Genomic DNA, 21,874 nt, shown 5'->3' on the forward strand with positions numbered 1-21,874 from the left:
GATAGCTGACAAGTTTAATCAGATTGAAGTCAAGACCTTTTGACAGTATTTAAGTACTACCCTCACATAAATCTAACATTGATTACCGATTACAAATCCAACTGAAATTCATAGCTATCTTCAACCCTAATTTGAATGGCGTAAGTTAACAAATACTACAAAAGCATTTGCTAATTAAGCATAGAATCAACGACTGAATTCATGAGTTTCAAACATTACTGATATGTTGGTTTCATCGATTAGATTACCAATGCTTCATTTAGGTAACAAGGTATATTTTATAACGTCTGCAACCACTTTTATCGGAATGCGCTTTAGGTGTCACTTTTCCACGTTCTAGGATCTAAGATTCTATGCACTTGATTTTCATAAAGGTTATACAAAGGAAAATCAAATGCCTATGAATATGGCAACAAGTCCACCCTAAAAATTTGATAATGCCCTACCCTCCTAAATACTTGAAGTTCCACACTAGGGTGATTCCACATCCAGCTTTTTTCCATATGCCTCAACGGAGACATCGATTGAACTTTAGCGGATATTTCCTGGCGAAGATCTGACGCAGGCAAATATTCCAACATCTGCCTTAAATTCTCAATTGAAAACGTAGCTCCATAGCCAACGTAGTACTTCAATCCTGGCAAAGCATTTATATCATCTAGAGTATGCAAAACACGCTCACCATAATACTTATTCTGAAAATGCTTCCAGTCTGCTAATTTTTCTGGACTTAAGTCACTATTTTCATGCACGCTAAAAACGTTTAGATCTGGATAAGCAACCCGTAGATAATGGAAATCAGCGTATTCCCAAGGAATCAGCACAGAAAACTCTTGCTCTTCCGCATCAGCCTGAATAGTCTGAATAGTTGAGGCAAATTGATCAATTCTTAACTCATGTTCCGTTAACGGCTGCACCAGTATCGCAACAATAACTGCACTCACCATCGCAACAGTCCACATAAGTTGACGAGAGCGATTTGGGAAATAGTTTGCCCATGAATTTAAGCTATCCAACGCCAGCCAAACAAGACCAGAAAGTGGGACAGCACTCAGAGTCAAGTAACGAACCTCAAGCCGTGAAAGAATAATAAGAAATGGAACGGTTGCCAGACCAAACCAGGCAATCATAAACCATTTCCATTTTCGATTAGGGTTTAGCCATGCTAAGGGTAGAACCAATAAAAACAAACCATAGGTAAGCACTAGCTTCAACAGTTTAGCGAGAATTGGTTCATTGACCTTACTAGCAACCACCATAAAACCGAGGAATTGACTGATTGGAATTCTCAGTACAAACAAAGTAATCCCAAAGATAAGCAACGCAGTCATACCAATAGCCGTTACTCGGAAAAGAGCCTGTCGAAACGAGCACCGATATCGGCCAAATAGCAAAAGAGTCCCAGATAGAGAAATATACATCCATGCATGGACATGTTTTGTCAATCCTGTCAGTGCAAGGAAAATAGCAGATAGTAAAAACCACTTAAACCAAGATCTGCGCTCAAGTGACAGTAACAGAAAAAGACAGGATAGCCCAGAGAATAGCAAGGCAGGCAGATCGGGGCAAGTTTTAAAAGCAAGAAAAACCGTCATTGGCGCAAAGAGAGAAATAATCGTAGCCCGACCTAGTCCCTTTGCATTAGGCATCAATAAGCGCAGGATAAAGTATCCGGCAACAGCTAATGCCATTAGGAATATTAAATATACAGCTGCCACTGCGTTAATTAGAGCAATGCCAGGTCCAAACAATGCAGCAATACATTTGATAATTGCCAGATGGCCAAGCCGAGAAACGTTAAATCCTGTTATATTGCTAGGCTCAAACCCTTCATAGAGAATCTGTTGCCACGGCACATACACAGCCGTATAGAGATACCCTGGCTCATCCCAATGCAATCGACCATCATGCCCAATCCATAGCCATACCGAGATAGCAACCACACTCAATAGAATCTCATTCAACCTGAAATCGGTTTCTCTATGGAAACTATTCATAAGAGTACACCCTGTAAAGATCAGCTAAAGAATTCACATCTCTGCGCTTGCTAGAGTCTCTGCTAAGTTAGATTGTTAAAGGCAACAATATATAAAGTGTACATACGATAGTCAGTATTGTGGGGCTGCATAACAAGAAAAAGCTCCACTTAATTCCACACGGATCACTTCAGCTATTCTCTCTTTACCAAAGCCATACCCCGTTAGCCCCAATGATAGTCAGGTCTAGCGGGGTATGATATTTATCTGAATGACAACAGAATGCTCATCCCTTTGATGGGATGAGCATTTTCTAAAACTAGAACTACAAGTTTAAAGCTTTTCTCTTTTAGAACCCGACTCTCTCTCTAACTCGGTAAATAGGTTTATTTTGCGATTCATGATAGGTGCGCATCAACAACTCAGCCAATAACCCAAAACAGAAAAGCTGAATTCCTGCTAGGAATAAAACAACCGCAAGCATAAGCAAGGGGCGACCTCCAATTGCCTGGCCCAGTATAATTCGCACAACAAACAAATGAAGCCCTATTACAGAACCCGCCGATAGGGATACCATGCCTAATACCCCAAAAACATGCATGGGTCGGGTTAGAAATGTTTTCATAAACGCAACTGTCATCAGATCCATCATCACCCGAAAGGTTCTACCCAAACCATATTTACTTTGGCCATGGCGACGAGGATGATGCCGAACCGGAAGCTCGGCAATTCTGGCTCCTTCAATAAACGCTAACGCTGGCAAAAAACGATGAAGTTCACCATATAGGTTCATATCCGCAACTAACTCAGCCCTGTAGGCTTTGAGTGAGCAACCATAGTCGTGCAGTCGGACACCGGTTACTTTACCTATCAATTTGTTAGCAATTTTTGAAGGTAGAAGACGGGTGAAAGCAGCATCCTGTCTTTGCTTTCGCCAACCACTAACTAGGTCATACCCTTCTGCTAGCTTGTCTAGTAAGGCGGGAATATCCCTAGGATCGTTTTGTAAGTCTCCATCCAAAGTAACGATAACTTGACCTTGAGCATATTCAAATCCTGCAGCCATCGCAGCTGTTTGCCCGTAGTTGCGGCGGAAGAGAATTGCTCTTAACTCTGGACGAATAGCTGCAAGCTTTTGCAATAATTCTGTAGATCCATCACGAGAACCATCGTCAACACAAATAATTTCATAGGAATAGGAGCATAGTTCCAAAACTCCAGCTACCTGATCGATTAAATTCGTGAGATTATCAACCTCGTTATAAATCGGAATAACAATAGACAAGTATATTTCCGACCTGGCAGGTTGTATTGAAGGCTCAGCAGTAGATTGTTCTGAGGTCAATTTTTCATAAATTGAGAGGGAAGATGCCATATTTCTAATTCCTCAGGGGTTGAGAAGAATAAATAATGCTGAGTTCAACAGACAACTTAATTACTGAAGGTCTTAGCACACCAATAATTAGCTAATTACACAAGTTAAACTTTACGAGACACAACAAATAGTCTTTTTCTTACAAGCATAGAGTCTTGATATCTAACCCTTAACTTGAGGCAAGCTGAAAAAAGTCATGGAGTGAACAGCCTTTTCCTAAGACGTCTACTTTCTACAGGAACACCAGGGAACGGCTAGCTCTCGATACGGAATCAATTGTTTTGGGCTATGACTACGTGATTACAACAGCCAGCCTAAACATTAATACTGCCGAAGGCATCAATGTTATTCCAATAATCATACTTTGAACACAGTAGTTCCACTGAGGTAACAAGCCAACTTTACATACTCTTCATGATGTTTTTCAAGAGTCTATATTGATTGGTTGGCCATGGTCTAGCCTGGGTTCTCTAGAAACGTTTTCTTTTTCATCAATATGGCAATAGAAAAAAGACTGACTAGCATTAGAGCACTACCCAACCAAGGGTTTAACCCAATCCTGATCAAGGAAGGTACTGAGGCTGCCAATAGGCTCAGGAGGGAGATTTTCTGAAGCTGTCGCCCTATATGGTGATACCCTAATCGGGAAATGATAATCAGCCCTACAATGGCCAGAATCACTTCACTTAATAACGTTGCGATCGCAGCACCTAAGGCTCCTATATATGGAATTAGAATAATATTAGCAGCAATATTAATAATGACCGTTGTCAACAGCAGTGGGGGAAGAAATTTCTCGCGTCCTGTAGACTCAAGAAATTGTTGTGCTAAATTTCCAAATAACTTGATACCCAGACTCGGTATGAGGATAGCCAGGGCATAAACGGCAGGCTCAAAGGATTCACCATAGAGCCCATTAACTAATACATCTGTCAAAAAGCCAGCCACAATTACCACAGGTAGCACGGCCATCAACAAGAGCCTGGTCGATTTATAGATTTCCCTGGGTAAGTTTTCAGGTTGTTTACTATAGTATTTAGCAAATCTCGTAAAGGTTACATAAAAGATCACTCGGGGTAACGCAGAAAAGATTTCTATAATACGATAGGCTGCGCTATAGAAACCGGTTTCTGTGGGTTGCGCTAGCCATTGCAGCGTCAGGATATCAACCTGATAGTACAGAATCCAAAGCACACCTGATATAGCAAACGGATAGGCGGCACGCCACGCTTGCCACAGACTGTTTAGAGTTAACGTCGAGAATATATTATTTTTTCGACTGATGTAATACGTTAGGCCGATAAGGTCTAGGGACCGGACTACACCTATTGTCGCGATTACCCAGATAATGTTTTGGGTCCAAAACAATACCAGACTGGCGCACCCATAGGCTAATGTTCTTTCGATCGTAACGGAGATAGTTTCTGTACTAAATTCACCGATGCCGCGCAGCACACTGCGAAGGGTGAGTTTAGCACTGCGACAGACCTCCGTAAAAAGTACCAGGTAGCAAATTAAGATGCCATTGCCCTGAAACCCTAGCATTTGGGTAAGAGGAAATAGGCATAAAAGAACAACGGCAGAGTTGAGGAGCTCAACTAATAAAAATGTAATTGTAGACTTTGCCCCTTTCTGGGGATCAGCCGCAACCTCACGTGCTAGTAACGCTGGTAAGCCGAATTGAATCAAAAAGGAAAGAACACCAGCTAAGGCAACGGCTGCAGCAAACACGCCATATTGTTCGGGACCTAGTATGCGGGCCAGAATAATATAGAAGACAAAGGTCAGCCCTAGGGTAGCCTCACCTAGAAAGGCATAAATATAGGATAAATCTAGACGCCTGAGCAGAGCTTTCATAGATGGATGGGCATGGAAGATTTTCCTTTTCCTTATAGTGCGATCGCAACATCAATGTTCATTTGTTGAGCATCAATGATGATGGGCACTTAATGTCCTGTACATGTCACTCAGGCGCTGTACCGAGTGCATAATGTCATAGTCCTGACATCGTTTCCATCCCTGTTCTCCCATAGTGCGAGCCAGATGTGGATTTTTTAGGAGATAGATAATCCTTGCTGCTAAAAAATCCACATTCTTAATCGGCACCAGGAAACCAGTCTCTTGATCTTGAATCACTTCCCCTATTCCTTGAGCATACGTACCCACTACAGGCTTATGCAAATTCATGGCTTCTAATAGGGTTAAAGGCAAGCCTTCCCAGAGCGATGGCATAGCAACAATGTCTGACATTGTGAGCAGAGCTGGTACATCGTTACGAAATCCGGTAAAGACGACTTGCTCAGCAATCCCCTCTTCTTGGGCAACCGACTGCAGCATTGAGCGATCTGGACCTTCACCAACAATTAAAAAGCGAGTTTTGGGCAGTTCTCTAAGGATTAAGGCCGCAGCCTTTAAAAGATAAATCTGCCCCTTTTGAGTATCCAAGCGACCAACGGTACAGACAATCTGCTCATCATCAGCAATGCCAAGATCGGCACGTTTTTCCCGTAACTCTTCTGAATGTGGCGCTTGACAAGCCGCTAAGGGAAGACCAATCACTAAAGTTTCCAATTTGGTGGGTTGTACTTTACGCTCATGAATCATAAACTCGCGGACTGCTTCAGAGACAGCCAGCGCTCTTGTAGTCAGGGGAGATAAAAGCGTATCAGCCAATGTTTGGTAGAAAGGTTGATTGGGGAGCACAGCATGCTCATGCACTATATTAGGAATACCCGTTAATAAGCTGGCAAGGCGACCAAAATTCGCTGCTCCATAGCCATGGAGATGCAGGATGTGAGGCTTTTCATGCCTGATCAAGCTGAGTAAACTCGTGAGAGTAGTCAGAGAAAACTTGCCTTTATTCAAAAAGACTGTTGGAATTCCCTGCTGATTTAGAATTTCACCAGCTGGTTCAGGCGATCGCAAACTGCAAACAGTGAACTGAAACTCCTGCTGATTAAAGCGCGGTATCCACCACTCTATTGCCTTGGTAATGCCATGAACACCCGAACCAGAAACGCTCAACTTATCAATCACATGCATGACCCGAATAGGGGCCACCCTGGAATCACTCTGCCTTGACATAGTAGAGTTGCTAATCTGATGTTCTAGGGTTGAGCGTTTCATTATATATCCCCTGAAAAAGAGTTAGAAATTCAAGTGTTATACGGCTTTAAAGGATTATTTTTTAGGCACTCAGTACCTGTGAAGAATACTTATTGGGCAATAGCGTTGGCTGTATCCTCCTCACTCCGGATCTTTTTAATGGTTGCAGGTACGCCAGCCGCTACAGCATAGTCAGGTAAATTCTTAGTAACAACGGCTCCTGCTCCCACAACGCAGCCTTTGCCAATCTGAACACCGTCCAATACGATCGCACCTGCCCCGATCCAAACGTCATCGCCGATAACGACAGGGCCTTTTGTATATACTCCTTGCTCCATCATGGGCACATCTAAACGAGCGTGGATGTAGCGACCGCCACCAATATAACAGTTGCCAGCAATTAGAACAGAATTGCCAATGGAAATACCCCCACTGGAAGAAATAATTGTGTTGCAGCCAATATCTGTTTTGATGCCTATGGTGACAGCAGCAGTTTTACTTTGAATGACGCAGTTACGAGAAACAATTACGTTATCTCCGAGGGTAATGCCTGAGGTGACACCACTAGCATCCAACAACCCATTATCGTCAATAGCCACATATTTTCCCAGGGCAATCCGGCTAGGACAGCGTAGGGTGATCCCTTTACCAAATATCGCTCCTACACCAATCTCTTTAAATAAGCTGGGATAGAACTTTTTCCTCAGCAAATAGCCTATGGCTCCTGTCAAATCACTCAGGAGAAATGTTAAAAGCTCATATTTAAGGAAAGGCAGTAGTCTTGTATCACCTAAGACCTTGGTTTGATATCTTGTCAATGCAGATTCACTTCCCTGATTCAGCTGCTCACTCAAGGGAATCTTTTCAATACGCTTTTGACTTGGAGAAGATATCATGGCCAACTTGGTATAAACAACGGCTGAGAATTCTGTCGATGATCACGCCCTTTGCTGAGGGTTTCTATGGGTAAGCCAACCGTTATCCAGATACCATTGGGCAAGTTCAATCAGTCCTTCTTTATCACTATGAGTCGGAGCAAAGTTCAATAGCGTTTGCATCTTGCTCGTATTGAAAGACCGATCTTTGGTATAAAACGCCAATCGTCGCCTGTAGATTGGCGGTTCAATGCCTAAGGGACGAAAGATGAGTTCGCATAGATCTCCCAAGGCAAATAAGGGGCCAGCGGGCAAGTTAACAAATCGGGCAGACACTTGATAGTGATCGCTGATTAACTTCACCATATCCCGAAAGGTAATGGCCTGCTGACTACCACAAATAAATATCTCGCCAATGGCTTGAGGTTGAGTCGCCGTATGAATAAAAAAGTTGGTCAGATCATCAACATGCACAAAGTGCAGAAGGTTACTGCCATTGCCAATGGCAGGGACCCAACCCTGCATGGCCATTTTATATATTTTCAATAGTCGCTTTTCTCCAGGGCCATAGATCCCCGCTGGTCGGACCACAGTAACGGGTAACCTTGTTTGTTGGCCAAACTCTTTAATCCAAATCTCGCCCTCTAGTTTGGTTTGTTGATAAATATCGCCTGGTTTGAGGGGACAGTTCTCATCACCAGGAGGATCTTCAACATGGCCATGGACGCCAATTGTAGAAACGTGAACAAAACGTCGAAAATTCGGCTGCTTTAAAGCCGCTTTGGCTAGCAGCTGTGTACTCACAACATGGACGTTATGGTAGCCAATATCTGGTGACTTTGCCTCTCGAAAAGGCGTCACCATATGAAAAATATAGTTAACACCTTGGGTAGCCGTAGCAATCAGGTCTGAATCAAAAACATCGCCTTGAAACCATTTAATTGGTAGCTGCTCAAATGGTTTGAGATTAGATGATTTCCGAGCAATGGCAACAACCTCCACTCCCTGCTGAACTAATTTCTTAGCTAGGTTGGAGCCGGTAAAGCCCGTAGCTCCAGTGATTAGAGCACGACTTCCAGCCGGTAAGTTGTATTGGCTACTGTCCATATTTTTTTAATAAATAAGATGATTCCAGATATCTAAAGCTGTTCAAATTTTGTAATCACAGGTGAACCTAGCAGCCTGGTTAGGCCCAATCGTCGTGGCAGCTGTTCTAGAACAGAGGAGGCTTTTGGTTTCCCCAAAGTCCGATGCAGCACCATCGGCCAAAAGAACTGAGCGTAGCGTAAACTTTGGTGCCACCCAATAGATTTATAGAAGTTCAGGATATCTTGCTCCTGATAACAGACAAAGGGGCGTGTATTCCCTTCTAACCCTTTTTTGAACTTGAATAGGGCAGGTGCGATCGCATTTACACTTCGCACCGTTGGATAATCTACAATGACAGCCTGATTAGCAACTCTAGCCAGCTCTTTAAGGAACCGCTGCCACTGGGTGACATGGGCTAAGAAGCGATAGCTAATCACAACATCAAAGGCATTGTCGGCGTAGGGCATATCTAAAACATTGCCCACCTGAAAGTCACATTGTCCTTGATCTATATAGGATTGAATTCTGACCTTGCACTGCTCTGCACTTCCCAAGACAGTCACGTCATAGCCTTGTTCAATTAACGCTTTGGTTAACTGGCCGTGACCGCCGCCTACATCCAGCACCCTGGCCCCAGGATACGCTGCCAACATTTTCAAGGTAGCGGCCTCTTGCACCTGTAACAACCAGGTGCCGATGGCTCCAGCAAACCGTGTCGCATAATTCTCAGACGAAGTTTCGATATCTGCAGTTTCCGGGAAACCGTTAGTGGCTACAGGAGTCTGGGTATCCATGGTAGGCGGTAAAGACTTTTGGGAGGTTAGCCTGAGACTAAGCTGGTTACGAACAAATCGTAAAGGTGTTTCCAGGCTACCGTAGGGTTGCCAGCTGACCGCTGGATTCAGCAAGTGGGTCTTAATACAGTTTCCTGGCTGATCAGCGTCAAATTCTCCCATAAACGTCAGACCAAATCGCCCTGAGCGATCAGCTTCGCCACTGAGGGGTAACGGATCTGTTCCCAGTAATATGGGATATCCCTGGGGTTCTACTTGAGAAAAATGGTGAGGTCGCCGCCAAAATTGCGGTCGCCCGCTGTTATCGCCCAGAAATAATGGTGATAACTCTCTTTGTTGGACCAGGTGGGTGATCAACTGTCCTCGCTTACCAACCCACTTGGCGACACCCCAGGGCAACACCGCTATTCCCCCAGCGCTCTGAATAGATTGAATCGTTTCGACAGCTGATAGTCCATCTGGAAAGATGCGATCGCTAATCAACGCCAGAATTTCTAACTTCTCAGCCGTCACGATTTGACGACCAGCAATCAGATATAGCGTTTTACCCTGAGGCCCCAAAGCCCGCAGGGAGTAAGCCTCGGCTGTTGCAGCAAATGTCCAGTCAGACGAGGACGACTGATCTGCCTGATCTGCCTGGGCTAACAGTGTCTGAAATTTATGGTAGAAACCACTTTCCGCGAGCAAAAGCACACCGACAAACTGATCGTGAGCGCCAGCCCGACGCTGGAAGTTGTGCCAGGCAGCATCTAAAAATGTGCTGAGATCAAAGCAATCATAGATATGCACATGGGTATCCAGCAGAATCAGTTGCTCCCTGGTAGAGGGTGAGGGCACCGTCTGTACCTTATCGATTTCAGTACTTGTTAAAGAGTTCATAGGTTACATCAATCTGTTGCTAGCCGCTCACCTTATTGCTCAAGGTGCACTATTCAAGGGAGGAAGTCTTTTGCTGGCGCTGATATCTGAAGCTTCTCCACCGCGATACTCCCCACAGCAAAATGACCGTATAGGTCAGCTCAAAGCTGAGAAAGATGACGTGAATAGGATTAAATAGCCCATGGGAGTGATGGACACCTGGGAACAAGGGGATCGCTGAGTGAAATGGTGCGTTACTGATTGGCCACAACAGCGGGATGCCGGAACCACCTTGAGTGAAAAAGTCTAACACCAGGTGAGAAGAGTAAATAATTAGGGTTAAAGCAAAGACTTTTAGAGGTTTGATGGCCGTGCGGCTACTGAGCAACTGGCTCAGAATGATGCTAAAGACAATGGCAAAGCCAAAACTGTGGGTAAACCCACGATGGGTATTGATACCCGCCACAATCTTGGGGAGAAAGTCAAAATCTGCTGCGATCGCAACAAAAACCGCGTATAACCCTAGCGGCAATAGCTTACTGACTTTTGGAACATCTAATCCTTTAGCAATAGCGTAGCCAGAGACGGCATGGGCAAGCGGTGATGGCATGATTCAATACAGAATTATTAAATAACAGCTCAATGATAAATTTTTAAAACAGTTAAAGAGCCACAACGCCTCGATCCGAGACTGGGCTGGCGGGTATTAAACTTTGTATTTCTGTTTGCATTTGCCCATGGGTCCAATGGAGTTCTTCAGCCATAATGGTGCCACACAGACGGATAGTGGCTATGTCAGGCAGACCCGCCGAACCCAGCTCGGTACGTCGGAGGATGACATCTTTCAGAGTTTGAGCCATTTCTACACGGACAGCGTAGCGCACCTGAGCCCCAATAGCCTGACTGGAGTCTTGAATTTCACCTGCCAACACCTCGGCATAGGCAGTTCCGTAGTTGTACACCAGACTGCGAACCAGTTGCGAGTCAAGGTGAATTAACTCTTTGTTCGCCGCCTGAACAAACTCTTCAACATTGTCAATGGCACCATCCACCAATGGCGTAGTTGTCGATTGAGAGGGAGGTGCGGTTTGCCCCCAGGTACGCAACAGACGGTCCACAACTTTCTGGGCCACATCCCTGGAGGTTGTATATTTCACCCCTGTCACAGACCATAATCCACGATGGCCTTGGGGAGCATGTTCACGAAGACAGTAGCGTTTAGCCAGAATCGGCTCGCCACTGCTAGAAATATCGGTTTGAGGCAGGAGCCCACCATGAACAAAGGCCACATCACCTCTGGTTAACTGAGCGGGTGGATATGCTTGATTAATTTGCTGCAGTAGGGTGTCAATTTCTACCTCATGCACCTGCCAGTTATCAGCTGTTTGGTTGCAAACACTATAGAAAGTGCCGATCATAGAGGTGCCACGCCAGGGCACCGCAAAGAGCATGCGAGCTTTTTGTTGCCCTCGTTTAACAATCTCTGACTCAGGTGAACTCTTGAAGGCAATGGCGTAGGGGGTTTCCAGTAGCGGACGACACAGCACGACATTAACAGCTTTGGCAAAGGATTGTTGAGCTGGTGGCTGAGGCAACAAGCCCAAAACCTGGTTAAGCCAGGGACCCGTGGTATTCACAACAGCCCTGGCTCGAATATCAAAGCGATTACCGGTCAGCTCATCCTGGGCGATGACTCCCTGGATCTGATCGTCCGTCCGCAGAAAGCCAACGGCTTTGACATAGTTGGCGACAGTCGCCCCTTGCTGAGCCGCAGATTTTATGAATCCCAGGGTCAAACGTTCAGAGTTGTAGACCTGGGCATCGTGGAACGTCGCAGCCCCCGTGAGATCCTGCTCTACAATTCCAGGGACCAGTTGCTGACAGCGCTGACGAGAAATCACCTGACCTGGCGGGATATGCTTCTGGGGATCGCTAAGCCCCTGGTTGCGATCGCAGCTAATCAAATCATTCAGTTTGAGCGCCACAAACATCGCCTCTTTACCCTTTACCCCATGGCCATAGGTAGGCACCACAATCGGCAACGGATGCACCAGGTGAGGCGCAATTCGCATCAAAGTCTGACGTTCCCGGATAGACTGCCTCATACGGCTAAAATCAGCCGTTTGCAAATAACGCAGACCACCATGAATAATCTTCAAGCTATTGGCAGAGGTAGCCGAGCCAAAATCAGACTGATCAATCAAAGCGACCGACAATCCCCGGAGGCTAGCCTCCCAAGCCACACAAGCTCCCTGAATACCGCCACCAAGGACCAAAAGATCAAACGCTTGATTGGATAATGCCTGTAAGTTTCGCTGCATAGTTCTGCATTTGGTTCGATGGGTCCCTGGTCAAGCCTAAAAATCAACTTCAAATCTCATTCAAATCTCAGAGAGACCTGACAGGCACACGGCTCAGTAGCTACCTGAGAGCTTGGAGGGCTGCATTTCTCCGATCAGCTGCATTTGCAGCCAATCATAAAGTCCCGTCAACTTGTCGGAGAAAGCCTCAAAGGTATGTTGTTGAGCAATCAATGCCTGGGCCTCCACCCCCAGCTGCCCCCTTAAAGCTTGATTTTGAATGAGCTGCAACATGCCTTGAGAAAACTCATGTGGCTCCGGAGAAGCCAGCCAGGAAACTTGACGATTCAAAACCTGAGTATGAGTCGGCAAATCAGTTGCCAACAATGCCTTACCACTATCTAAATAGGAATACAGCTTCATAGGGGTATTGTTACCCTGGGTCCGTGGCGATACCAGAATATCTGCCTGAGCTAGATAGTGAGCAAGATCCTCAACGGGTCGCTTACCAATGAAATGGACCTGAGCCTCAATCCCTAACTGTCGAGAACGCTGCCGATAGTATTTTATGTGCTCAGAAGCCCCACCAATAACAACTAGACACGCTTCATCTGCATGGGCCAGAGCCAGCTTAAAGCTGTCCAACAGCAAATCGATCCCCTGATACCGCTCTAAATTACCGACATACATCAGCAAGGGTCCTGTAATCTCATAAGTGCTTCTTAAATGAGTTAAATGCATTGGTAAAAGCCCCATTGTTTTTAATAAAAGACACAAGCAAATGATATAGAATCAACCTCAACGAGATTGATTGAGCAGTGAGATATCAGGAATCACAACAACCTTTTTGCTAGGGCTGTAGCGCTGGACTTCGGTAGCCAAGGCCCTACATACTGGAATCACCGCCTCAGCATTTTTAATAGCGGCCCCCTCACATGCCCGCAAAACAGACTTACAAAACCGTAAACCAGGATACTTATCGATCATCTGGCCCACTAGCGAAGAATCCATATCGTAGACGTATGGAATCCCGAAAACCTTCTTGATAAATAAGGCCATAAACACAGCCTCCTCTCCAGCATGGATCAGGTCATAGCGACCAGTTCTCGCCAGCTGCAGCGCCTTCCGAAAAACGAACAGGTCGGAAATGAGCTTTTTACCAGAAAATCCAGGTCGAATGTTGCGAGTGAACCTAAATGAGGGGATGCGATAAATTTTGACATTGGTGTAGTATATGTCTTCACCTTCTGCAAAAGTCACAACATCAACAACCTCACCATGTCTGGAGAGGACCCTCAATACTAAGTCCACTGCAATAGGAGTACCCCTAGCTTGATAAAAAGGGTGGGGGGCAAGCATCAAGACGTTCATCGAAACTCTCTTATACCCTATTTTTTATAATTAAAACTATGTCAGCATGGCAGGAAAAAAGAGAAATAGCTCCTCATAGCTTGTAACTGGGCAGAAATCCTATACTTTCTACGCTCTGTCTGTGTAATCTCATACAAAATGAGTACAGACACATAGGAAGCTTGTAGCCTACCCAACAGTGAATTCACTTTTCAGGGACTAACACCTTTCTAGCTAATACATAGCCGTCACAACCGGATATAGTCCGGAGGCCCGGCGGTATGGAGCAGTAGGCCACACCTACGAGCTTTGAGTAACTTTCCCAACATATAGATTTGAATATATCTACATGTCCTTGGGTTTATCAATATCTCGGCCGCTACGATTTACGCAATATCCACAATCTAAGAGTATTCAGTAAAGATTGTGTGATCTTAACTTGGACACGTGTGTCTCAGTAAACTTTCGTAGAGGGTGTAGATCGTTCTATAGCTGCCCCGCTATGCTTAGGAAGCAGTAATGCAGTGACTAGTCCAAGCGCTAGTGATAGATCGTATCGGGCCTATGATAGCTAGACCATAGTATTACTATTAAGGGTCCATGAGTTCTCCGCGTATACACCCAGATACCATTGATGATGTCCGTCAGCGCGTGGACATCGTTGATGTAGTATCGGAACATGTAGTACTAAAAAAACAAGGTAAGGATTTTACCGGACTGTGTCCGTTTCATGACGATAAGTCTCCCAGCTTTAGCGTCAGTCCAGCCAAACAGTTCTATTACTGTTTTAGCTGCGGAGCTGGGGGCAACGCATTTAAATTTTTGATGGAATTGGAGCAGCAGTCCTTTGCAGAGGTGGTGCTGGATCTTGCTAAGCGATACCAGGTCCCTGTTAAAACATTAGAACCTGCCAGGCAAGAGGAATATCAGCGCAAAGTTACCTTACGAGAACAGCTGTTTGAAATCCTCACAGTCACAGCAAAGTTCTACGAACATGCGCTATATCAAAGTGTAGGGCAACAAGCACTAGACTATTTGCGATCGCAACGCCAGTTTAGCGATGATATCCTCAAACGCTTTACATTTGGCTACGCTCCTGACGGCTGGCAGCCACTCTATGGCTATTTGGTTGAGCAAAAGAATTACTCCGTCAAGCTGGTTGAGCAGGCTGGGTTGATTGTCCCCAACAAGAACAACACTGGCTACTATGATCGGTTTCGAGATCGGGTAATGGTGCCAATCCATGATGCCAATGGCCGCATTATTGGATTTGGGGGGCGCTGTTTGGGGGATGCCAAACCCAAATACTTAAACTCGCCAGAAACTGAGCTATTTGATAAAAGTAAAACCCTATACGGCTTGGATAAGGCCAAGGGTGCGATCGCAAAACAAGATCGCGCCATCGTTGTTGAAGGATATTTCGATGTAGTTGCTCTCCACGCTGCAGGCATCACCAATGCCGTCGCCTCTCTCGGCACTGCTCTCAATGCCGGTCAGGTACGACAGCTCTTACGCTACACCGAATCTAAACAAATTGTCTTTAATTTTGACGCAGATGCTGCCGGGATCAAAGCCGCACAGCGTGCCATTGGTGAGGTCGCTGAAATGGCTCACCGAGGGGATGTCCAATTACGCATTCTCAACATTCCTGATGGCAAAGATCCAGACGACTATCTCAAAGCCCATGTCGCCGATGAATATAACGCTCTGGTTGACGCGGCTCCCCTGTGGCTTGACTGGCAAATCCAGCAAACACTGAGCAACGTTAACCTCAAACAAGCCGACCAGTTTCAAAAAGCCTCGCAAGATATCGTCAAACTGTTAGCAGACATTGCCAACGCCGATACCCGCACCCACTATATTCGCCACTGCGCCGAAATCTTTAGTCAGGGCGATGCCCGGTTAGTTCCCCTCCTGGCCGAAAACTTTTTAGCCCAGGTTCGCCGTCAGCGTCGTTCGCCAGAGGAGTCCCCCACAAAGTTTAAAGTCGCCATTAAAAAAAGCGCCCTCGAAGAAGCCGAAGGGTGGCTCCTGCGGGTATACATTCACATGCCCAACAATCGTCAGGCCGTAAAACAAGCCCTGGAAGAACGGGATTTGCAACTGAGCTTTTCCCACCACCGTGCCCTCTGGCGAATGATGATCCAGTGGCAGGCTGCCGATGAAGCTGAAACCGAAACCTCGCCTACAGGACTCCTAGAACAGCTACGTAACCTCGCCTCCGAGTCAACCGGCCCCCTTTCCCAGGTACACCACTTACTCTATCTGGATGAAAAGACCCAGCGCGATATTCTCCGTGCGCCTCTGATTATTCGCGCCTCAGTGGCCTGTATGGAAAAAACTCTATGTGAAAAGCGCTATCGTTATTTTCTCAAGCTGTGGGAAGAGACTGACCTGGAAACGCATCCCGAAGAATGCGCTTACTATCAAAAACAAAGCTATGCCGAGAAAAAACGAATTGCTGAACTCGAACAAGAACGGCAGGTCGATTTTGAGGATTTAGCTAGCTTGCCCTGGGTGGGGGAATTTTATGGTCAGTTGGATGGGTAAAGCTCTATCTACCTGTAACGGTAGATAGAGCTTTATCTATTGGTTAGGTTATGGCTCTGGGCCGTTGATCATATGTCCCAAATATGAGCGGGCCAAATACGATCGCGAACTCCGTCATCTAAATCTTCTCACTTGCGACTGCCCTTAAAGAGCCGACCCCAGCCGCTGCCTGGGCCTTCAACTTCAAAACGAGCCCCTAGATTTTTATAACTGTAGTGGCGATAGGAGCCATCGGTCGAACCAGGGTAACCACCGTTGACCAAATCCATCTCTCCGTAGGGATCATGGATAAACATGCCACTATCATCGTAGCCGACAGCCAAAATCATGTGGCCACCACCACGGGGGCTACTCACATGCCCCTTATGCAATACACCCAAGACCACCGGGCGACCTGCGTCAATCTCTTTTTTGACATCTTTCATAGAGAGTGTAGTATGCCATGCAGAATCCACTCCCAGACTTGATAATGCTCTGGTCTGAGCCCCATGGTCCGTGGTGTCTCCATAGGTCTCTACCTTGGGCAAGTAGAAATTGAGGTCGGCGTTTTCATCTTCGTCACAGTCTTCCCAAAGAGATGTTTTCATGTAGAGTGCACCCATCCAACAGCTAGCAGTATTGCAGGTGCGGTGGGCCTGAGCCGCATTGTCACGCTGGGAAAAATACATGACCGGCAGCTTTTTTTTACCTTTTTTAGCAGGCTTGGCAGTAGCCGCCTTTGGAGCGGTCACTTTTGGTGTAGCGGCCTTTGGGGCAGCCACCTTTGCCGCCGGTTTAACAGACTTGGCCGTTGCTGCTGGGGCAGCCGCCTTGACCAGGCCCTGTTTTTGTAAGTGTTTGAGAATGCCAGCAGCCCCCATTTCGGAGTTTTTCTTTGCCAACACATTGGTGCTCCCCCAAACCCAGGAGGATTCAGTCCCTGAACCATCCTGAAAACCATTCCAAAGGTCAAATCCCCAGAGATAGGCAGCTAAGGTACGCGTAGCAGCTTGATGATACTTTTTGGCAATGAGCACCTCTGCTACCTGTTTCTCAAACAGCGCTGGTTCTCGAAAATTCCATTCTTTGTAGTGCAAAATGCCTACAAACCACCAGGGTACCGTGGTGGCTTTTTCCACAGCCTCATAGTGCGATCGCAAATCCACCATCCGTTTTGTCAGACCTTGCACTAATCCCAACGATTCTGAACGCACCGTGCATTGATCAAACGCTTGTTGATACTCGGCGTGAATGTCCGCTTTTAATTTTTGGCTCATAGTGCTCAGTCCAGGGAATCTTTGCCCATGGTACCCAGTTATGCAGAGATTTCAGTCGGTAGTTAGCGGTGCTTGTTTTGCGATTGCTGATCCCTGGGATGAACCGATCTAGCACCGATGCTATTCAAAAGCCTCTCATATCTCAAGCCATCCCGAGGAGCAGCAATGCCTTTGTTTCTAACCTTAGCGCCTCGGGCAATCTAGCCCTGAGGTTACTGTTTCAATCATGGCTGAGCTAGACCTGGGAGTATATGGTGAGCAATTAGTAGAAAACTGGCTCATCCAGCAGGGTTGGGAAATACTCTACCGGCGGTGGCACTGTCGTTGGGGAGAATTAGACATTGTTGCCCAGGGCTATCATGCCCAAGGCGGCAAACTGAGCAGTGAGATCCTCATATTTGTAGAAGTAAAAACCCGCAGTCGAGGCAACTGGGACTTGGATGGGCGATTATCCATCACCCGTGCCAAGCAACGTAAACTCTGGACAACCGCTCGCCTATTTCTGACCCGGCATCCACACCTGGCTCAGCTCCCCTGCCGTCTTGATGTTGCCTTAGTCAGCTGTCACAACAAACAGCCAGATGTAGCCCAAGCCTACCTGGCCTTACCCAACGGACGGCAATATCTGGTACTACAGGATTATTTAATTAACGCCATTACAGGTTGAGCGGTAGACCAAGCAAACTGATTGATCGCTACGCAAGAGTCTCAGGGCAATATCCCAACCCCTGAACAAACTGCTTGCGAAATTCTTCAATTTCATAACGGTCAGGTTTACCGTGGGAGACAACAGCAACCTGATAGCGACGCATGACATCAACGGCGGTTTGACCAGTTTCTAATCCCCACAGGGCCATGCGAATCCGATATCCCGGTGTGGAGCGGCCACCCACTTCATCTAAAAAGGATTGAAAGTTAGAGGCTGTATCGGGAGAAACGCTTTCATGGAGTCTGATGCGAATAATCCAGCCATCAATGCGATGGATGACGCTTAAAAATTCTAATGGGAGCTGAGTCAGTATATGCAGCCTTTCAACAACTCGTAGAACAAGACTGGCATTGGATAAATAGTAAACGTAATCCATAGGTATAAAGCGGTGCTACAGTCTATATCGTTTGAATCATTCAGGCAGCTGGTCCACAGATCGTCCAGCTATTAGTCTGGCATTAAATCCTTCGGCTTAGTAAGGTCGATGGTACGCCTTTATCAAAAATCAACGGTATTTCATCCACAGTTTTCCCTCACCCATGCCCCTATCCAATGGCCGTCAATCGGCCCACAGCCATGAACCCATCGATCGGCAACAGGCGAACGATGATTATTCCTTAGCGGCATATCAGTATAAGCTACCACCTAACTTGATTGCCCAAGAACCAGTCACTCCCCGTGATCACTCTCGCTTGATGGTGGTTTCATCAAGCAGTGAACATCGGCATGCCCATTTTAAAGACCTACCCAGGTTTCTGTGTTCCGGAGATCTACTTGTGGTTAATAATACGCGAGTTATACCGGCGAGAATGTATGGATACAAACCAAGTGGAGCAAAGGTTGAAGTTTTATTACTAGAACCCCGTGAGCCGCATCTTTGGTTAGCACTGGTTAAACCTGGACGTCGTTTACAGCCAGGGAGTTTAATCCATTTTGGCCCCAACGTGGAGCAGCCATTGCTCACTGCTCGGGTGGAAGAGTGCGATCGCGATACCAATGGTCGCTTACTAAGTTTTTCAACCTCAACCAACACTCCCATCGACCAACTGATGGAATCCCTTGGGGAAATCCCGTTACCGCCCTACATCACTAATTCCCAGGCAGAACCCGATCAATATCAAACCATTTACGCTCAACATTCGGGTGCAGTAGCGGCACCCACAGCCGGTCTGCACTTTACCCCAGAAGTTTTTCAAGCCCTTGAGCAAAAGGGAATTCGGCGAGCTGAAGTGACCTTGCACGTGGGATTAGGCACCTTTCGCCCTGTAGAAACAGATGCCATTACTGAGCATCAAATGCATTCAGAATGGGTTCATTTACCCCAAAGCACCGTCGATCTGATCAAAGAAACTAAAGCGCGGGGCAACCATGTTTTTGCTGTAGGGACCACTACTGTGCGCACTTTGGAAGGCGTCGTTAACCAGGAAGGGCAGCTGACAGCTTATAAAGGTGGCGTAAATTTATTTATTTATCCCGGCTATCAGTGGCAGGTCGTAGACGGTTTAATTACCAATTTTCACCTACCTGGCTCCAGCCTCTTAATGTTGGTCAGCGCTCTTATCGGGCGTCAGCGATTAATGGAGCTTTATCAAGACGCGATTAACCAGGCCTATCGTTTTTATTCTTTTGGTGACGCCATGGTAATTTTGCCCAATGCCTGTCGATTGGCAGAGGGAACTCAACTATAGTCCGTACGTCATTCTCCCTGTCCCCCATGGAGAACGTGCCATCGTGCATGCTTCTTTGAAGTTCATGTTTCGAGGCCGTTCTCCCTTTCTTACCAATGTTTGCGAAACATTTCAGGACATTCCTGCAGACATCCGATAAATAGGGTTGCACTCAAGCAATACAGGTTTACTATGGTGGGTGATACTGACTTGTGTACTCATAGGTCAGCCCTGATGAGATCGCACCCCTATGACTCGACCGGCTCAACTTGATCCAGACATGCACAACCCCGTTATTGGTACGGTCAAAGGCCCTGGTGAAGATGGGAACCAATACGTTTTTATTACCACCGATAATAAACGGGTGAAAATTGGTGAATTTGTCTTTTACGCCGTCGATGCTCCAGATCAGGGGAGCTGGGAAATTTTAGGTAAAATTTCTGACCGGCGCTTAATCGATCATCTACCCGATCGCATCTTTGCGGATACCCAAATTAGTCCAGATACGATTGCGTCCCTGATTGGATTTGCCTATCCCAATCCAGAAATTTATGAAGTGACGGTGGATGTCATCGGTTATTTCCACCCAGCCCTGGGGTTTATTAACCCGCGCATTACCCCTGATCCAGGAGCCAAAGTCTATATTGCAGCGGATGACCGCCTACAACAAGTCGTCAATAAAAAGCAGCCAGGCGAAGTGGGCTCAGCTCAAATTGGCTCTTTATTGCTGCGCCCTGGTGGTAGTGTCCCTGTTGCCCTCGACGTTAAAGAAATTGTCAGTACCCATATGGCCATATTGGCGGGCACAGGGTCTGGCAAAAGCTACACTGCCGGCGTCTTGATTGAAGAGTTTTTACAACCTTACAACCGGGCTGCAGTGTTAATCTTTGACCCCCATGGGGAATACAACACCCTCTCCGAAATGCGAGGGCATCCGGCATTTCAAGCCAACGATGGCTATGCCCCAAAAGTCCAGATCCTGACCCCAGGCGATATTCAGATTCGCATGTCGTCCCTGGACTACTACGATATCTTGACCCTGCTACCCGAGATGAGCGACCGTCAGCAGTCTATTCTCAACAAAGCATTTACCATTTTGGGTAAACACAAGCGCGGGGACTACCGTTGGAACGTCAATGACCTGATTGCAGCTGTTTATGAGGCTGATACCACAGCTGACGATGAAGGTAATGACAAGGTGGGGTCGTCTGCGCCTGCGTTGGAGTGGAAGCTGGATCGTCTGGCTCGATCTCCTTACTTTCATCAGGTAAACCACATGGCCCCCCGGGATTTATTTGAGCCGGGGCAGGTGACCGTCTTGCAGATGAACGAAATCAGTCAGGAAGAGCAACAGGTTATCTGCGCAGCGGTGCTTCGCCAGAGTTACCATGCCCGCATCAATACCGCCCGCGACAAAATTGAGGAAGGTGACGAAAACTATCTGCCATTTCCAGTGTTCGTCTTAATCGAAGAAGCCCATCGATTTGCTCCAGCCAAAGAACCCTCACGCTGCAAGGCCGTCCTCAGGACAATTTTGAGCGAAGGTCGGAAGTTTGGTCTGGGGGTAGGGCTGATTACCCAGCGGCCCGGCAAGCTTGATTCTGACGTGCTTTCTCAGTGTATGAGCCAATTTTTGATGCGCATTGTCAATCCAGTGGATCAAGAAAGCCTTAAATATGGTGTCGAAGCCGCTGGACGTGATTTGCTCAAGGAACTACCCGCCCTGACCAAGGGCCAGGTGATTATTTCTGGAGCCTGTGTGAATACGCCGGTGCTCTGCCAGGTGCGGAAACGGATTACTCAACATGGTGGCGAAACCCTGAATGCACCCCATGAGTGGCAGGGATATTTTCAAAAACACCGACTGCGGACTCAGCAAATTAAGTCTGCACCTGTAGCAGCCAAACCCAAAGCAACTACCTTTAAAGGCGTGAGTATTGAGTAAGAGCTACTAAAAAATATCTTTCCAG

Annotated in this window: 17 protein-coding genes; 4 read left to right on the forward strand and 13 right to left on the reverse strand. The window is 46.6% G+C overall.

Annotated elements, in window-relative coordinates; all coding sequences use genetic code 11:
• Positions 1–398 precede the first annotated feature (398 nt).
• From N836_RS54885 to N836_RS54925, 11 genes are all read right to left on the reverse strand, one after another.
• Positions 399–1,856, reverse strand: a complete 1,458-nt coding sequence (locus N836_RS54885; RefSeq protein ID WP_161634979.1) for a glycosyltransferase family 39 protein — start codon at positions 1,854–1,856, stop codon at positions 399–401.
• Positions 1,857–2,325: 469 nt separating this feature from the next.
• Positions 2,326–3,351, reverse strand: a complete 1,026-nt coding sequence (locus tag N836_RS54890) for a glycosyltransferase family 2 protein (RefSeq protein ID WP_023073367.1) — start codon at positions 3,349–3,351, stop codon at positions 2,326–2,328.
• 456 nt (positions 3,352–3,807) lie between these two features.
• Complete coding sequence (locus tag N836_RS54895) at positions 3,808–5,208, reverse strand: oligosaccharide flippase family protein (RefSeq protein ID WP_023073368.1); 1,401 nt, start codon at positions 5,206–5,208, stop codon at positions 3,808–3,810.
• A gap of 72 nt (positions 5,209–5,280) precedes the next feature.
• Complete coding sequence (locus N836_RS54900) at positions 5,281–6,477, reverse strand: glycosyltransferase family 4 protein (RefSeq protein ID WP_023073369.1); 1,197 nt, start codon at positions 6,475–6,477, stop codon at positions 5,281–5,283.
• Between the two features lie 89 nt (positions 6,478–6,566).
• Positions 6,567–7,352, reverse strand: a complete 786-nt coding sequence (locus N836_RS54905) for an acyltransferase (RefSeq protein ID WP_023073370.1) — start codon at positions 7,350–7,352, stop codon at positions 6,567–6,569.
• 42 nt (positions 7,353–7,394) lie between these two features.
• On the reverse strand, positions 7,395–8,438 hold the full coding sequence (locus N836_RS54910; RefSeq protein WP_023073371.1) for an NAD-dependent epimerase/dehydratase family protein: 1,044 nt from the start codon (positions 8,436–8,438) through the stop codon (positions 7,395–7,397).
• A 32-nt stretch (positions 8,439–8,470) separates the two neighbouring features.
• Positions 8,471–10,093 carry a class I SAM-dependent methyltransferase gene (locus N836_RS77575; RefSeq protein WP_023073372.1) on the reverse strand — a complete coding sequence of 541 codons (1,623 nt, stop codon included), beginning with the start codon at positions 10,091–10,093 and terminating at the stop codon, positions 8,471–8,473.
• 49 nt (positions 10,094–10,142) lie between these two features.
• Positions 10,143–10,682, reverse strand: a complete 540-nt coding sequence (locus N836_RS73425) for a metal-dependent hydrolase (protein ID WP_023073373.1) — start codon at positions 10,680–10,682, stop codon at positions 10,143–10,145.
• A 52-nt stretch (positions 10,683–10,734) separates the two neighbouring features.
• Positions 10,735–12,393, reverse strand: coding sequence for a glycerol-3-phosphate dehydrogenase/oxidase (locus N836_RS54915; RefSeq protein WP_023073374.1), 1,659 nt, complete (start codon positions 12,391–12,393; stop codon positions 10,735–10,737).
• Positions 12,394–12,486: 93 nt separating this feature from the next.
• Entirely contained in the window at positions 12,487–13,113 is a 627-nt protein-coding gene (locus N836_RS54920; protein WP_152532156.1) for a glycosyltransferase family 4 protein, read from the reverse strand.
• Between the two features lie 57 nt (positions 13,114–13,170).
• Positions 13,171–13,743 carry a glycosyltransferase gene (locus tag N836_RS54925; protein WP_023073376.1) on the reverse strand — a complete coding sequence of 191 codons (573 nt, stop codon included), beginning with the start codon at positions 13,741–13,743 and terminating at the stop codon, positions 13,171–13,173.
• Positions 13,744–14,322: 579 nt separating this feature from the next.
• Between N836_RS54925 and dnaG the strand changes: the two genes are divergently transcribed.
• The gene (dnaG, locus tag N836_RS54930) at positions 14,323–16,272 is read left to right on the forward strand and encodes a DNA primase (RefSeq protein WP_023073377.1); all 1,950 of its coding nucleotides are present in this window, start codon (positions 14,323–14,325) and stop codon (positions 16,270–16,272) included.
• A gap of 128 nt (positions 16,273–16,400) precedes the next feature.
• Here the strand turns inward: dnaG and N836_RS73430 are convergent, their stop codons facing one another.
• A complete protein-coding gene (locus N836_RS73430) occupies positions 16,401–17,528 on the reverse strand; it encodes a C39 family peptidase (RefSeq protein ID WP_023073378.1) in 1,128 nt (375 codons plus the stop codon).
• 226 nt (positions 17,529–17,754) lie between these two features.
• Between N836_RS73430 and N836_RS54940 the strand changes: the two genes are divergently transcribed.
• Complete coding sequence (locus tag N836_RS54940; RefSeq protein WP_023073379.1) at positions 17,755–18,195, forward strand: YraN family protein; 441 nt, start codon at positions 17,755–17,757, stop codon at positions 18,193–18,195.
• Positions 18,196–18,223: 28 nt separating this feature from the next.
• Here the strand turns inward: N836_RS54940 and N836_RS54945 are convergent, their stop codons facing one another.
• Positions 18,224–18,613, reverse strand: a complete 390-nt coding sequence (locus N836_RS54945; RefSeq protein WP_023073380.1) for a hypothetical protein — start codon at positions 18,611–18,613, stop codon at positions 18,224–18,226.
• A 163-nt stretch (positions 18,614–18,776) separates the two neighbouring features.
• Here N836_RS54945 and queA point away from each other — a divergent pair, with 163 nt between their 5' ends.
• Both queA and N836_RS54955 read left to right on the forward strand, forming a co-directional pair.
• Positions 18,777–19,925, forward strand: coding sequence for a tRNA preQ1(34) S-adenosylmethionine ribosyltransferase-isomerase QueA (queA, locus tag N836_RS54950; protein WP_023073381.1), 1,149 nt, complete (start codon positions 18,777–18,779; stop codon positions 19,923–19,925).
• A 229-nt stretch (positions 19,926–20,154) separates the two neighbouring features.
• Positions 20,155–21,849: an ATP-binding protein gene (locus N836_RS54955; RefSeq protein ID WP_023073382.1), complete on the forward strand. Its 1,695-nt coding sequence runs from the start codon at positions 20,155–20,157 to the stop codon at positions 21,847–21,849.
• Positions 21,850–21,874: the final 25 nt, after the last annotated feature.

It is taken from the genome of Leptolyngbya sp. Heron Island J (genome assembly GCF_000482245.1).
Classification (GTDB): domain Bacteria; phylum Cyanobacteriota; class Cyanobacteriia; order Phormidesmidales; family Phormidesmidaceae; genus Leptothoe.

Excerpts from the sequence above, each read along its gene's own strand:
- N836_RS54895 (WP_023073368.1), bottom strand. The coding sequence starts at position 5,208 with ATGAAAGCTCTGCTCAGGCGTCTAGATTTATCCTATATTTATGCCTTT.
- N836_RS54910 (WP_023073371.1), bottom strand. The coding sequence starts at position 8,438 with ATGGACAGTAGCCAATACAACTTACCGGCTGGAAGTCGTGCTCTAATC.
- N836_RS73425 (WP_023073373.1), bottom strand. The coding sequence starts at position 10,682 with ATGCCATCACCGCTTGCCCATGCCGTCTCTGGCTACGCTATTGCTAAA.
- N836_RS54900 (WP_023073369.1), bottom strand. The coding sequence starts at position 6,477 with ATGAAACGCTCAACCCTAGAACATCAGATTAGCAACTCTACTATGTCA.
- N836_RS54890 (WP_023073367.1), bottom strand. The coding sequence starts at position 3,351 with ATGGCATCTTCCCTCTCAATTTATGAAAAATTGACCTCAGAACAATCT.
- N836_RS54915 (WP_023073374.1), bottom strand. The coding sequence starts at position 12,393 with ATGCAGCGAAACTTACAGGCATTATCCAATCAAGCGTTTGATCTTTTG.
- N836_RS77575 (WP_023073372.1), bottom strand. The coding sequence starts at position 10,093 with ATGAACTCTTTAACAAGTACTGAAATCGATAAGGTACAGACGGTGCCC.
- queA (WP_023073381.1), top strand. The coding sequence starts at position 18,777 with ATGCCCCTATCCAATGGCCGTCAATCGGCCCACAGCCATGAACCCATC.
- N836_RS54945 (WP_023073380.1), bottom strand. The coding sequence starts at position 18,613 with ATGGATTACGTTTACTATTTATCCAATGCCAGTCTTGTTCTACGAGTT.
- N836_RS54925 (WP_023073376.1), bottom strand. The coding sequence starts at position 13,743 with ATGAACGTCTTGATGCTTGCCCCCCACCCTTTTTATCAAGCTAGGGGT.
- N836_RS54905 (WP_023073370.1), bottom strand. The coding sequence starts at position 7,352 with ATGATATCTTCTCCAAGTCAAAAGCGTATTGAAAAGATTCCCTTGAGT.
- N836_RS54955 (WP_023073382.1), top strand. The coding sequence starts at position 20,155 with ATGACTCGACCGGCTCAACTTGATCCAGACATGCACAACCCCGTTATT.
- dnaG (WP_023073377.1), top strand. The coding sequence starts at position 14,323 with ATGAGTTCTCCGCGTATACACCCAGATACCATTGATGATGTCCGTCAG.
- N836_RS54940 (WP_023073379.1), top strand. The coding sequence starts at position 17,755 with ATGGCTGAGCTAGACCTGGGAGTATATGGTGAGCAATTAGTAGAAAAC.
- N836_RS54920 (WP_152532156.1), bottom strand. The coding sequence starts at position 13,113 with ATGCATTTAACTCATTTAAGAAGCACTTATGAGATTACAGGACCCTTG.
- N836_RS73430 (WP_023073378.1), bottom strand. The coding sequence starts at position 17,528 with ATGAGCCAAAAATTAAAAGCGGACATTCACGCCGAGTATCAACAAGCG.